The organism is Methylobacterium sp. 22177, from assembly GCF_052045615.1.
GTDB lineage: Bacteria > Pseudomonadota > Alphaproteobacteria > Rhizobiales > Beijerinckiaceae > Methylobacterium > Methylobacterium radiotolerans.
The window spans coordinates 167114-180336 of sequence record NZ_JBQEPK010000008.1; the positions used below are offsets into that span (position 1 = coordinate 167114).

The window sequence follows — 13223 nt, forward strand, 5'->3', positions numbered from 1 at the left end:
CATGTCCGGCGCCCTCTCCGGCGGCACGCAGCCCGGATCCCTGATCCGGCCCGACGAGACCCTCCAGGGGATCGGCGGCGCCGTCACGGCGATCCCGCTGACCCATCCGGGCAACCGGCGCTGGTGGATCGCCTTCGCAGGGGCGGCCGCGCTCCTCGGTCTGTTCCTCCTCACCCTCGGCTACCTGCTCTACGCCGGCCCCGGCATCTGGGCGAACAACAACGCCGTCGTCTGGGCGCTCGACATCGCGAGCTACGACTGGTGGATCGGCGTCGCGTCCGGCAGCCTGCTGGTCTCGGCGATCCTGCTCCTCCTCGGCGCGGAGTGGCGCGGGGCGGTGAACCGCGTCGCCGAGACCCTGGCGCTGCTGGCCACGGCGGCCGCCGGGCTCTACCCGATCATCCATCTCGGGCGGCCGTGGTTCTTCTTCTGGAACCTGCCCTACCCCAACACCTACGATCTCTGGCCGCAGTTCCGCTCGCCGCTCCTCTGGGACGCGATCGACATCGTGTCCTTCCTGGTGATCTGCGTGAGCCTCTGGTTCATCGGCCTGCTGCCGGACCTCGCGACGCTGCGCGACCGGGCGCACCTGGAGGCGATGCGCCAGCTGGAGACGAAGGCGCCGACCCGGAAGCTCGCCGTCCTGCGCGCGCAGGTCTACGGCATCCTCGCCTCGGGCTGGCGCGGCTCGGCGGCCCACTGGCAGATCTGGGTCCAGGCCTACCGGACGGTGGCGCTGCTCGGCGTGCTGCTGGTTGTCTCGGTCCAGACCGGGGCCTCGGTGATGCTGGCAGGCTCGCTGATGCCCGGCTGGCACAGCACGCTGCTGCCGGTGAGCTTCCTGGTCAACGCGGTCTATTCCGGCGTCGGCGTCACGGCGGTGATCGTGATGCTGATCCGCCGCGTCTACGGCCTCGACGCCCTGGTGACCGACCGCCACCTCGACGTGCTCGGGCGGCTGCTGCTCTGCCTCGGCTGCGCCAGCGCCTACTGCTACGCGGCCGAGTACTTCGACACGTTCCTCAACGGCGACGCCGAGGGGCGCGGCGTCCTGGTCCGGCGCATGACCGGCGACCACGCCCTCGTGTCCTGGACGGCGATCCTGTGCCTCGTCCTGCCCGCGCAGATCCTGTGGTCGGCCCGGGCCCGCACGGCGCCGCTGGCGCTTGCGACGGTCGGCCTCCTCGTGGCGATCGGCGCCTACGCGGACCACGTCATGGTCCTGGTCGTCACCCTGACCCAGGACTTCCTGCCCTCCTCGAGGCTGCCCTACACGACCGACGTCTGGGGCATCGCCACCTTCGCGGGCTCGATCGGGCTGTTCCTGACCCTGCTGCTCCTGTTCCTGCGGTACCTGCCGGCCGTCTCGATCGTCGAGAGCCGCCGCCTCGCCCTGACGGTGTCGCCGGCCGCCCAGGAGGCCGCCCGCGCGGCCGCGTCCCGGGCCACGGGCCGCCCGGAGGAGAACCCGGTCACCGCGCCCCTGTGGGGCGTGTCGGCGACCTTCGCGAGCCAGGGCGACCTCGCGGCCGCCCTCCAGGCGGTTTCCGGGCTCGGCCCGGATCAGGTCCATCTCGACGGGCACGGCCCGGTGCCGATGCCCCGCACCCTGCGGCCCCTGGGCCTGGAGGGGCGCTCGATCCTGCCCTACGCCCTCGGCGGCGCCCTGCTCGGCGGCTTCGGCTTCTTCGCCATGTGCGTCTACGCCACGGCCTACGACTACGTGTTCCTGATCGGCGGACGCCCGCGCCTGTCCTGGCCCTCCTTCGTGGTCCCGAGCGTCTCCTTCGCGATGATGGCGGGCTGCGTGGCGATCCACCTCGCGCTCCTCGTGCTCAACCGCCTGCCCCGCCTGAACCACCCGGCCTTCAACATCCCGGGCTTCCTGCGGGCCTCGGAGGACCGGTTCTTCCTCTCCGCGGAGGCGCGCGGCGACCGGTTCGACGCGGGCCGGATCGAGCGGCGGCTCGCGTCCCTGCCGGCCGAGGCCGGCCGCCCCCTCGAGATCCGGCGGATTCCGCGATGAGGCGCGCCCTCCTCGCCTGCCTGGCCCTGGCGCCCCTCGCGGCCTGCGGCGAGGCCGACATGGCCGATCAGGCCCGGGCCAAGACCTGGGACAGGAACCCGTTCTTTCCCCGCGAGATCACCATGCGCCAGCCGGTAGCCGGCACCGTGCCGCGGAGCGATCCGGCCCGCGCGGCGCCGCAGCCGCAGACGATCAGCCGGGCGCTGCTCGACCAGGGCCGCGAGCGCTACGGGGTATTCTGCACACCCTGCCACGGGCAGGACGGCCGCGGCGCCGGGATGATCGTGGCCCGGGGCTTCCCGTCCGCCGGCGATCTCACGGCCGGGCCCGTGCGGGCGGCCTCCGCGTCCGACCTCTACGACGCGATCTCGAACGGCCGGAAGGCGATGTTCGGCATGGCCCAGATGATCCCCTCGGCCGACCGCTGGGCGATCGTCGCCTATGTCCGCGCCCTCCAGCTCAGCCAGGACGCCCCGGTGGCGAGCCTGCCGGCGGCGGATCGCGCGCGGCTGGAGGCGACGCCGTGAGGCGCCCCGTCCTGCTCGGCCTCGCCGGCCTCGTCCTCCTGGCCGTCTGCCTGATCGCGGGCGGCTGGCGCGGAGCCGCGGCCTCGTATCTCGCGGCGTGGCTGGTCCTCCTCGCCCTGCCGGTCGGTGCCCTGCCGGTGGTCATCGTCGCCGAGCGCTTCGGCGAGCGGGTCCGCGCGCGCGGCGGCATCGAGATGCTGGCGGGTCTGCGCCGGCTGACGGCGCTGATGCCGGTCGCGGCCGTGCTGGCGCTGCCGCTCCTGGCCGCCGCGCCCCTGCTCTATCCCTGGGTGAGCGCCCCGGCGCGAACGCCCCTGGCCGCCCTGTGGTTCACGGTGCCATTCTTCGCGGTCCGGGTGATCGTCTACCTCGCGGCCTGGATCTGGCTGGCGCTGCGCTTCGCCAAGCCGTTCGACGCGCCCGGAGAGGGGCGGACCGTGCCGGCGGTGGGGCTGCACGCGGTCGTCGGCACGCTGTTCGTCACCGACGTCGTCGCCTCCCTGGATCCGCGGCTCGACTCGACCCTCCTGGGCCTCCTGGTGATGACGGCGTGGAGCGGCCTCGCCTTCGCGGCGGCGATCCTGCTGGCCTGGGAGGAGCCGGAGCCCGTGGGCCGCGGCCGCACGGCTCCCGGACGAGGCCGGCTGGTGCCCCTCGTGGTGCTCCTCGGCCTCTGGGCCTACCTGCACTTCGTGCAGTTCCTGATCGTCTGGTCGGCCAACCTGCCGCCCGAGGTGGCGTGGTATTTCGCTCGCGGCGGCTGGGTCGGGCGGGCGCTGGCGATCGTGGCCGGCGCGGTGGTGGTGCTGGCCGGCCTCGCGACCCTCCGGCCCGGGCGCCCGACCACCCGGATCCTGGCCGGCGCGGCGCTCGCCGTCCACGCCCTGGAGATGTTCTGGCTGATCACCCCGGCGGTGCGCGACCGCTTCGTCCTCCGGCCGAGCGACGTGCTGGCCGCCGGCGCCGTGGCCTGCCTCGCGGCCGCGCTGCGCCCGCTGATGCGTCCGCGCGCCGATCGGGCGGCCTCCGACGCCCGCCGCGCCGGGAGGCCGGCGTGAGCGCGGACGGACCCACCGGCCTGATCCCGGCGATCCTGGCGGGGCTGACCCTGCGCGGCACCGGCCTCCTGAACGGGCGGCCGCCGCGCCCGGCGGCCAATTCCCAGCGCGATCCCGACGGTCCTGGGCACGAGACCAGCGACGTCAACGTCCGCAACACCGTGCTGGTGATGGCGGGCCTCGCGCTGACGGCGCTGGCGGTCGTCGGCACGATGGTCTGGCTGATGGGCACCTTCGCGGCGAGCCAGCGGCGGGCGCTCCCTGCCCTGACGCCGCAGCAGACGACGCGGCTTGAGCCGCCGCCGCCGAACCTGCAGGCCGACCCTTACGCCGATCTCGACCGCGAGCGGGCGGCGGCCGCGGCGCACCTCTCCGGCTACGGTTACCGGGACGAGGCCCGCACCCGCGCCCGCATCCCGATCGGGCGCGCCATGGACCTGACCGTCGGCCGCTCTCTCGAACCGGCGGAGCCCGCTGCGCGATGACGCCGAGCCACGATTCCCTCCAGCTCTGGCCCGCCGCGGTCTCCGCCACCGCGAGCGAGACCGACCTGCTCATCCTGGCCTTCACGGTCCTGACGCTGCTGCTGACCGTGCCGGTCTTCGTGGCGATCACCTACTTCGCCCTGCGCTACCGCGAGGGCTCCGAGGCGGACCGGAGCCCCTCGGGCATCCGCTCGAACCTCATCGAGATCAGCTGGATGCTGATCCCGTTCCTGCTGACGCTGATCTTCTTCGTCTGGGGCGCGCGGCTGTTCATCCAGTCGAAGAACCCGCCCCCCGACGCCATGGTGGTCGAGGCGATCGGCCGGCAGTGGATGTGGAAGTTCCAGCACCCGACGGGCCAGTCCGAGATCAACAACCTGCACCTGCCGATCGGCCAGCCGATCCGCCTGCATATCATCAGCCAGGACGTGATCCACGCCCTCTACCTGCCGGCCGTGCGGATGCAGGTGGCGGCCCTGCCCGACCGCTATACCGACCTGTGGTTCAAGGCCGACAAGGTTGGCACCTACCACCTCTACTGCTCGGAATATTGCGGCACCGACCATTCCGTGATGGGCGGCGAGGTCACCTTCATGAACCCCGGCGACTACCAGGACTGGCTGACCCACGCGGGCGCGCAGCAGGGCAAGGTCGCGGCCGGTCGCGCCCTCTACGAGGCCTATGGCTGCGCCGGCTGCCACGAGCCCGGCTCCCCCGTGAAGGCGCCGAGCCTCGCCGGCCTCTACGGCAGCCAGGTGACGCTCGCCGACGGCCGCACCGTCACGGCCGATGACGGTTGGCTGCGCGAGAAGATCCTGAACCCGAACGGCGACCGGCTCGCCGGCGGGGGCAAGCAGGTCATGCCGAGCTTCGCCGGCCGGATCCCGGCGGACGAACTCGGCACGCTGATCGATTTCCTGAAATCCTACACGGGCCCGGCCTCCGGCAAGGCCGCGGACGCGACGCCGCCGGGAGCGACACGATGAGCGCATCGGGCAGCATCGGCGGCACCGCCCGCCGGGAACCCCACGCCCCGGAATCCACGATCGGGCGCAAGGCCGACTACCTGCACGCGGAATCGACTCTGCGCTCGTGGTTCCTCACCACCGACCACAAGCGCATCGCGCTCCTCTACCTCGCCTCGATCACCGGCTTCTTCGTGATCGGCGCCCTGGCGGCCGGCGTGGTGCGCCTCGCGCTGATCGTGCCCAACGGCGCGATCATGACCAACGACACCTACAACAAGGCCTTCACCATCCACGGGGTGGTGATGGTCTGGTTCTTCCTGATCCCGTCGATCCCCGCGACCTTCGGCAACTTCCTGATCCCCTTGATGATCGGGGCCAGGGACCTCGCCTTCCCGAAGCTCAACCTGACGAGCTGGTACGTGTTCATGGCGGGCGCCCTGTTCACCCTGGTCTCGGTGGTGCTGGGCGGTGTCGATACCGGCTGGACCTTCTACGCCCCGCTCTCGACGGCCTTCTCGAACACCTGGGTGCTGCCGGCGCTGATCGGCGTGACCATCGTGGGCTTCTCGTCGATCCTGACGGGGCTCAACTTCGTGGTCACGATCCACACCATGCGGGCGCCCGGCATGACGTGGTTCAAGCTGCCGATCTTCGTCTGGGCGCACTACGCCACGAGCCTGATCTTCCTGCTGGCGACGCCCGTCATCACCACCGCGCTGATCCTGCTGATCGCGGAGCGCGCCTTCCACATCGGCGTGTTCGACCCGGCCTATGGCGGCGACCCGGTGCTGTTCCAGCACCTGTTCTGGTTCTACTCGCACCCGGCCGTGTACATCATGGTCCTGCCCGGCATGGGAGTGATCTCCGAGATCGTCCCGGCCTTCGCGCAGAAGAAGCTGTTCGGCTACCGCTTCGTCGCCTACGCGTCGATCGGGCTGGCCTCCGTGACCTTCTTCGTCTGGGGCCACCACATGTTCGTCAACGGCCAGAGCGACTTGGCCTCGCTGGTCTTCTCCGCCCTGTCCTTCGCGGTGGCGGTGCCCTCGGCCGTGAAGGTCTACAACTGGACCGCCACGATCCATAAGGGAGCCCTGCGGCTCGACACGCCGATGCTCTACGCGATGGGCTATATCGGCCTGTTCGTGCTCGGCGGCCTCACCGGCCTCTACCTCGCGACGCTCGCCATCAACCAGCACATCCACGCGACCTACTTCGTGGTCGCGCATTTCCACTACATCATGGTCGGCGGCACGGTGCTGGCGTTCCTGGGCGGCCTGCACTTCTGGTGGCCGAAATTCACCGGCCGGATGTACAGCGAGCCCTGGGGCCGGGTCTCGGCGCTGCTGATCTTCATCGGCTTCAACGTGACCTTCTTCCCGCAGTTCATCCTGGGCTATCTGGGGATGCCGCGACGCTACGCGACCTATCCGGCCGAGTTCCAGCTCCTGAACGTTCTGTCCTCGGCGGGCGCTACGATCCTGGCGGCGGGCTACATCTTCCCGATGCTCTACCTCGTCTATTCCCTGTGGTTCGGGCGGAAGGCGCCCGCCAACCCGTGGAACGCGAAGGGACTCGAGTGGGAGACCGCCTCCCCGCCGCCGACGCACAACTTCCTGTCGCCGCCGGAGGTGCCGCGCATCCCCTACGACTACCCGATCCAGGCCCAGGAATCCCGGGACCAGCACGGATGAGCGCGCCCCTGGCCGACGGCGTCGGGGTCGCCCGCGCGCACCATTTCGAGACCGTCGCGCAGCAGCGCGCGGCGGCGACGCTCGGCATCTGGGCGTGGCTGATCACCGAGCTCCTGCTGTTCTCGGCCCTGTTCCTGGTGGCGCTGATCACCCGGATCCAGCACCCCGAGGCGACCGTCGCGGCGGCCAAGCACCTCAAGTTCTGGATCGGCGCCACCAACACCGTGGTGCTGATCTGCTCCAGCCTGACCATGTCGATGGCAATCGAGTTCTCGCGGATGGGCTGGCAGCGCGCCATGGTGCGGGCGATGCTGGCGACCGCGGCGCTCGGCGGCCTGTTCCTCGTGCTCAAGGGCTACGAGTACTACGCCGACTGGGCCGAGCACATGATGCCGTTCCTCTCCGACCGGCCCTTCGCGCTCGCCGAGACGCCGGCGGCACGGCTGTTCGTGAACCTCTACTACGTCGCGACGCTGCTGCACGCGCTGCACCTGTTCACCGGCATCGCACTCCTGCTCGGCATGACCTGGCTGGCCGCCAAGGCCGGTTTCCTCGCTCGGCACCAGAACTGGATCGAGGTCTACGGTCTCTACTGGCACTTCATCGACCTCGTCTGGATCCTGGCCTTCCCGATCCTCTACGTGGTGAACCGGTAGGATGCGGAACCCCCTCGTGACCCTGAGCGCCGACGAGCGCGCCCTGCTCCGGAAGCGCCTGCGCACGCCCGTCCTCACCTTCCTGGCGCTGCTGGCCCTGCTCGCCATCAACGTCACCCTCGGCGCCACCCTCCCCTTCGCGCAGGTCTGGATCGTCGAGCTCGCCGTCGTCGCCGTGATGGTGGCGCTGATCCTCCTCGTCTCCATGGAGGTGATCCACGAGCCGCCGCTGATCTGGCTGTTCTCGGGACTCGGCTTCTTCTGGGTCGCCATCATGGTCGGCATGACGCTGACCGACTATCTCGCCCGCTGACCCGCGCGAAAGCCGTTGTCGGGGCGGCCGAACGCTCCTAAACGTCGCCGCTTCCCCGCATGGCCCGGCTGCAAGACGATGTGCGAACTGCTCGGCATGAGCGCCAACGTGCCGACCGACATCCGCTTCTCCTTCGCGGGGCTCGCCCGGCGCGGCGGCGAGACCGGGCCCCACGCCGACGGCTGGGGCATCAGCTTCTACGACGGCCGCACCTGCCGCAGCTTCCACGAGCCGGAGCCGAGCGCCCGCTCGCAGCTCGCCCGGCTCCTGCGCGACATGCCGATCAAGAGCCGGATCGTCGTCGCCCATGTCCGCAAGGCCAATCGCGGCCGGGTCAGCCTCGAGAACACCCACCCGTTCTCCCGGGAATTGTGGGGCCGCCGCTGGACCTTCGCGCACAACGGCCAGCTCAAGGGCGTGAAGCGGCTGCCGCTGGGCGGCTTCATGCCGATCGGGTCCACCGACAGCGAGCACGCCTTCTGCTGGATGCTCGGCCGGCTCCAGGCCCGGTTCCGCGCCCTGCCCCGGCCCGAGACCCTCGACCGGGCGGTGGCCGACCTCGCGGGCGAGCTGCACGCGCTCGGCGTGTTCAACATGCTGCTCACCGACAGCCGCACCCTCTACGCCCATTGCGGCAAGCGCCTCTGCTATCTCACCCGCTGCGCGCCCTTCGGGAAGGCCACCCTGATCGACGAGGACTGGCAGGTGGATTTCGCCCAGGAGACCACCGAGCACGACGTGGTGACGGTCATCGCCACGCAGGCGCTGACCCGGGACGAGTGCTGGACCGATCTCGCCCGCGGCGACGTCCTGACCCTGCGCGACGGGACGATCCGGCTGTTGAGACCGAGCAACTTAGCTTAAGTGTGTTTTGCCTGAGGGTGCATGCCCGCGCCCGATGCGCTAGAACTCCGGTAACAGGAGCGCATCGGCCGGACTTCCGCACCGGGTCGAGCCGGCAAGCGCCCCACCTCGACCCGCTCCGGACCACAGGTCGAGCCACGATGAGTTGACGAGCGCGATACGCATGACCCGCGACGACACCGACACCGTCCTGTCCCAGGAGGACGGGACTCGGGATGGCCGCCCGAACCTGGCGCCCGGCATCCGCACGCATCTCGGTGAGCACCTGCGCACGGTCTACGAGCGGATCGGCGAGGAGACGATGCCGTCCCGCTTCGCCGAGCTGATCGAGAAGCTCGAGGCGGCCCTGCGTGCCCGCGGCGAGGCGATCGAGCCGGAATTCCGCAACGGTCTGCTCGCGGCCGTGCCGTCGCTGCGCGCCTTCGCGCTGTCGCTGACCTCGAACCCGGCCCGCTCGGACGACCTCGTGCAGGACACCCTGCTGAAGGGCTGGCAGCACCGCGCGCGCTTCCAGCCGGGCACCAACCTGAACGCGTGGCTGTTCACGATCCTGCGCAACATCTTCTACTCGGACCATCGCAAGCGGGTCCGCGAGGTCGAGGATCAGGACGGATCCTACGCGGCCCGGCTCGCCACCGCCCCGCACCAGGGCGACCGGCTCGACGTCGAGGACCTGCAATCGGCGCTCGCGAAGCTGCCGCCGGACCAGCGCGAGGCGCTGGTGCTGGTCGGTGCCGAGGGCGTCTCCTACGAGGAGGCCGCGACCATCATGGGCTGCAAGGTCGGCACCGTGAAGAGCCGCGTCAGCCGCGCCCGCGGCCGACTCGCCGAGCTCCTGGGCTACGACGAGGAGGACCTCGGCTCCGACCGGTTCATCCAGTCGGCGATGCCGAAGGACGCGTAGGCGCCCGGCCCGAACCGGGCCGGAAGTCCACAAAAAAAGATGCATCCGATTCCGGGGATCGGGCGTTACCGGCCCGAGCTTCGCTGCGCCAGCGCGGCGAGACACCACGGAACGGAGATGCATCGCATGACCTTCAAGACCCTCATCGCCGCCTCGGCCCTCGCCCTCTCGCTGCCGCTGGCGGCCCAGGCCCAGGGCACCATCCCGGGCGCCGAGCGCGGCGCGGCGGCCGGTGCCGATGCGGCCGGCCCGATCGGCGGCATCGTCGGCGGCGCGGTCGGTGCGGCCACCGGCACGGTGGGCGGCATCCTCGGCGTCGACATGGCCCCGCGCTTCCGCAGCTACGTCCGCGAGCGCAACGTCCGCTCCTACGACTACGACGGTCGCGTCGCCGTCGGCACCACCCTGCCGGCCTCGGGCGTGACCTACTACGACGTGCCGAGCGAGTACCGCGTGCAGCCGGGCTACCGCTACACCGTGGTGAACGACCGCCCGGTGCTGGTCGACCGCGGCCACCGCATCGTCGAGGTCATCGACTGAGACCCTGGGCCGGTCTCGCACCGGCCCTAACGCCCCCGGAGCCCGGCTCCGGGGGCATTCCCGCAGCCGCGGCCGCCGGCGCAACGCTTCATCCGTCCGGCCGTTGATGACGGTTCGACCCGTGAGGCGACCATGAGCGACACTCCCACCGATCCGAAATCCACCCTGCCGGAACCGGTGCGCGACCATCTCGGCCAGCAGCTGCGCAGCGTCCTGCCGGTCGGGTCCGACAAGCCGCGCTTCCTCGGCGACGACCCGGTGCCGGACGAGTTCGAGCCCCAGATCCGCCGGCTCGAGACCCGCCTCAAGACCCACGAGGAGGGCACCGGCGCCGTCGGTCAGGCCCTCGACCAGATCCTCGACGCCTTCGGGGTGAAGCCGCGGGACGACGACACGCGCGCGGACTGAGCCGTCGACCGAGCCGTCAGACGCGCGGCTTCGTCGCCAGGATGTCGCGGATCTCGGAGAGGAGCTTCACGTCGGCCGGCACCTCGTCGGGCTTCTTGGTCTCGGCAAGCTGGAGACGGTTCATCGCCCGGATGACGAGGAACAGCACGAAGGCGACGATCGCGAAGTTCAGCGTCAGGGTCAGGAACTGGCCGTAACCGATGACGGCGCCCTGCTTCTTCGCGTCCACGTAGGGCAGGCCGGCCTGCACCTTCGACGACAGCGGGATGTAGTAGTTCGAGAAATCGAGCCCGCCCGTGATTGCGCCGATCACCGGCATGAAGATGTCCTGGACCGCCGAATTGACGATGGCCCCGAAGGCCGCGCCGATGATCACGCCGACCGCGAGATCGACCACATTCCCGCGCAGCGCGAACTTCTTGAATTCCTCGAGCATCGCCGAATCCCCCTCGCCGAACGCCGCCAAGGTAGGGGATCATCCCGCGACGGCCAGTGCCTAGTCCGGCTTCACCGCCGCGGCCCGCGCCTCCGCGGCGCTCTCGGGCTGCGCCTCGGCGCCGGCGGCCGACCGTTCCCCGGCCGGGGCGGCCAGCTCCGCCTTGAGCCGGCGGCGGTACTGGGCGGCGACCACCGGGATGGTCAGCAGGTAGCCGCCGCTCACCGCCACCAGCGCCTCGAACGGGTAGCTGATCAGGATGCCGAAGGCCGCGACGCCGAACAGGAAGATCGGCAGGACGAGGCTGCGCGGCACCCGCTTGCCCATGGTCTTGCCCGAGTAGGTCGGGACCGTGGAGACGACCAGCAGGGCGATGCACAGCACGTAGATCAGGACCGCCGGCGCCGCCCAGGTCTCGATGCCGAAGCCCAGGAAGTGCAGGTAGAGCGGCAGCATCGCGGTGAGCGCCCCCGCCGGGGCCGGCATGCCGACGAAGAAGTCCTTCTTCCATTCCGGCCGGTTCGGGTCGTCCAGCATCGCGTTGAAGCGGGCGAGGCGCAGCGCCATGGCGATGGCGAAGATCAGCGCCACGATCCAGCCCACCGATTTCAGGTGGAACAGCACGAAGCCGTAGAGGATGAGCGCCGGGGCGCAGCCGAAATTGACGAAGTCGGCGAGCGAGTCGAGCTCCGCGCCGAAGCGCGACGTCCCCTTGAGCAGCCGCGCCACCCGCCCGTCGATCCCGTCCAGCACGCCGGCCACCACCACGGCGATGACGGCGGGCTCGAACTTGCCCTCGAAGGCCAGCCGGATCGCCGTCAGCCCGAGGCAGAGCGCCATCAGGGTGATCATGTTGGGCGCGATCATCCGGAACGGCACCGGCTTGAACCGGCGCGGCCGCGGCTCGTTCGGGTCGGGCGCGAAGGGCGGGAAGAGATCGTCCATGGCCGCCTCAGATCCGCTTGAACAGCCGCTCCGGGCCGCCGCCGAGATCGGCCAGCACCGTCTCGCCGGCCACCGCCTTCTGGCCGAGGCCGACCAGCACGGTCGAGCCGGCCGGCAGATAGACGTCCACCCGCGAGCCGAAGCGGATCAGGCCGAACCGCTCGCCGACGCCGAGCACGTCGCCCGCCGAGACGAAGCCGACGATGCGCCGGGCCACGAGGCCGGCGATCTGCACCACGCCGACCCGCTTCGGCTGGCCCGCATGGGTCGTCTCGATGACCATGCCGTTGCGCTCGTTGTCGTCGCTGGCCTTGTCGAGCTCGGCGTTCAGGAACAGGCCCGGCGTGTAGTGGATCTGGCCGATCCGGCCGGCCACCGGCACACGGTTCACGTGGCAGTCGAACACGTTCATGAACACCGAGACCCGCAGGGTCGGCACCTGCGGCAGGTCGAGCTCGGGCGGCGGCAGCACGGTGGCGATGAGGTTCACGCGGCCGTCGGCGGGCGAGATCACGAGCCCGTCGGCCACCGGGGTGACGCGCTCCGGATCGCGGAAGAAGTAGCAGACCCAGAGGGTCAGGATCAGGAAGATCCAGCCGAAGAACTGGGAGAAGTAGCCCGCCAGCACCGTCAGCACGATGCCGATCAGGATGAAGGGGTAGCCCTCCTTGTGGATCGGCACGAGCGTCCGGCGGATCGTCTCGATCAGGTCGGTCATGGGGTCAATGGACTCGAGAGGGGCGCGGGCGGGGACGACGGGCGGGCGGACGTGTCGGACCGGCGGATGGCAGTCCGCCGGGCCGCCGTCAACTTTCCAGGGGTCGCGGGGCGGCGCGGGCCGCCGCGCCCGCTGCCGCCGGGTGCCGCTCAGGCGCCGATTCGGGGGCGAGAACCCGCCGGCTTGCGGACACGCGTGATCGTCCCCGCGCGCGCCTGGGCGCCGGGGGCATGGCCCGGGAGACCACACGAGGGACGCGGGACGCCGCGGGAACCCAGGTGTCGGCCAAGTACGCGCGGGATCCGATCCCCGCGGCGCCCCGCGGCACCGGCCGGGCCTCTCCCCCGGACGCTGCCGTCTTTCTCGTCGCGGCGTCTCCGACGTCCCGGTCCTGCGACTCCCCGTTAGCGGTCTCGGGCGAGGTGCGCGCACGCCGTGCCCGCAACCCCCGGAACCCGCATCGGCGCCGTGGCCTTCCAGCCGTCCCCCGCCTCGTCGTGGGCGGGTCCGCAGGTCGCTCAGGGTCAGCCCAGAGGCGGGTCGGCGCGGGGGCATTTCCTCCCCCGCCGGGCAGAGTGCCGCCCGGTCTCACGCCCGCGTCCGAGGCACGCCCCGCACCGGTCCGCCGCCCGGGGCGATGGCGGCTGAGAGCCACCGACGCGGGCGCCGCCCCGTCCCCGGACC

At 71.1% G+C, this 13223-nt stretch carries 15 protein-coding genes; 12 read left to right on the forward strand and 3 right to left on the reverse strand.

All coding sequences use genetic code 11. The annotated features are described in order from the left end of the window. Position 1 precedes the first annotated feature (1 nt). The 12 genes from ACTJK8_RS10995 to ACTJK8_RS11050 all read left to right on the forward strand — a co-directional run bounded on the left by ACTJK8_RS10995 (position 2) and on the right by ACTJK8_RS11050 (position 10440). Entirely contained in the window at positions 2–2026 is a 2025-nt protein-coding gene (locus ACTJK8_RS10995) for a DUF3341 domain-containing protein (protein WP_070998715.1), read from the forward strand. Then, entirely contained in the window at positions 2023–2553 is a 531-nt protein-coding gene (locus ACTJK8_RS11000) for a c-type cytochrome (protein ID WP_440761927.1), read from the forward strand. The genes ACTJK8_RS10995 and ACTJK8_RS11000 overlap by 4 nt, the downstream gene beginning before the upstream one ends. Beyond that, complete coding sequence (locus ACTJK8_RS11005; protein WP_440761928.1) at positions 2550–3611, forward strand: hypothetical protein; 1062 nt, start codon at positions 2550–2552, stop codon at positions 3609–3611. Before ACTJK8_RS11000 ends, ACTJK8_RS11005 begins: the two co-directional genes overlap by 4 nt. Continuing rightward, positions 3608–4096 (forward strand): hypothetical protein, encoded by a 489-nt coding sequence (locus tag ACTJK8_RS11010; protein ID WP_440761929.1) that lies wholly within the window; start codon positions 3608–3610, stop codon positions 4094–4096. Before ACTJK8_RS11005 ends, ACTJK8_RS11010 begins: the two co-directional genes overlap by 4 nt. After that, entirely contained in the window at positions 4093–5082 is a 990-nt protein-coding gene (gene coxB / locus ACTJK8_RS11015; RefSeq protein ID WP_070998711.1) for a cytochrome c oxidase subunit II, read from the forward strand. The genes ACTJK8_RS11010 and coxB overlap by 4 nt, the downstream gene beginning before the upstream one ends. Continuing rightward, positions 5079–6755 (forward strand): cytochrome c oxidase subunit I, encoded by a 1677-nt coding sequence (locus tag ACTJK8_RS11020; protein WP_024830827.1) that lies wholly within the window; start codon positions 5079–5081, stop codon positions 6753–6755. The genes coxB and ACTJK8_RS11020 overlap by 4 nt, the downstream gene beginning before the upstream one ends. Continuing rightward, complete coding sequence (locus ACTJK8_RS11025; protein ID WP_012318038.1) at positions 6752–7411, forward strand: cytochrome c oxidase subunit 3; 660 nt, start codon at positions 6752–6754, stop codon at positions 7409–7411. The genes ACTJK8_RS11020 and ACTJK8_RS11025 overlap by 4 nt, the downstream gene beginning before the upstream one ends. 1 nt (position 7412) lies before the next feature. Then, on the forward strand, positions 7413–7724 hold the full coding sequence (locus tag ACTJK8_RS11030) for a hypothetical protein (RefSeq protein ID WP_024830828.1): 312 nt from the start codon (positions 7413–7415) through the stop codon (positions 7722–7724). Between the two features lie 78 nt (positions 7725–7802). Then, a complete protein-coding gene (locus ACTJK8_RS11035; protein ID WP_440761930.1) occupies positions 7803–8588 on the forward strand; it encodes a class II glutamine amidotransferase in 786 nt (261 codons plus the stop codon). A gap of 163 nt (positions 8589–8751) precedes the next feature. After that, a complete protein-coding gene (locus ACTJK8_RS11040) occupies positions 8752–9492 on the forward strand; it encodes a NepR family anti-sigma factor (protein WP_012318035.1) in 741 nt (246 codons plus the stop codon). A gap of 126 nt (positions 9493–9618) precedes the next feature. Then, positions 9619–10032, forward strand: a complete 414-nt coding sequence (locus ACTJK8_RS11045; RefSeq protein ID WP_012318034.1) for a DUF1236 domain-containing protein — start codon at positions 9619–9621, stop codon at positions 10030–10032. Between the two features lie 132 nt (positions 10033–10164). After that, positions 10165–10440 carry a hypothetical protein gene (locus ACTJK8_RS11050; RefSeq protein ID WP_012318033.1) on the forward strand — a complete coding sequence of 92 codons (276 nt, stop codon included), beginning with the start codon at positions 10165–10167 and terminating at the stop codon, positions 10438–10440. Between the two features lie 16 nt (positions 10441–10456). Here the strand turns inward: ACTJK8_RS11050 and mscL are convergent, their stop codons facing one another. The 3 genes from mscL to ACTJK8_RS11065 are packed head-to-tail and all read right to left on the reverse strand — an operon-like array spanning position 10457 to position 12539. After that, positions 10457–10876, reverse strand: coding sequence for a large conductance mechanosensitive channel protein MscL (gene mscL, locus ACTJK8_RS11055; RefSeq protein ID WP_024830829.1), 420 nt, complete (start codon positions 10874–10876; stop codon positions 10457–10459). A 60-nt stretch (positions 10877–10936) separates the two neighbouring features. Beyond that, complete coding sequence (locus ACTJK8_RS11060; protein ID WP_059408720.1) at positions 10937–11821, reverse strand: CDP-alcohol phosphatidyltransferase family protein; 885 nt, start codon at positions 11819–11821, stop codon at positions 10937–10939. A gap of 7 nt (positions 11822–11828) precedes the next feature. Then, positions 11829–12539, reverse strand: a complete 711-nt coding sequence (locus tag ACTJK8_RS11065) for a phosphatidylserine decarboxylase (protein WP_012318030.1) — start codon at positions 12537–12539, stop codon at positions 11829–11831. Positions 12540–13223: the final 684 nt, after the last annotated feature.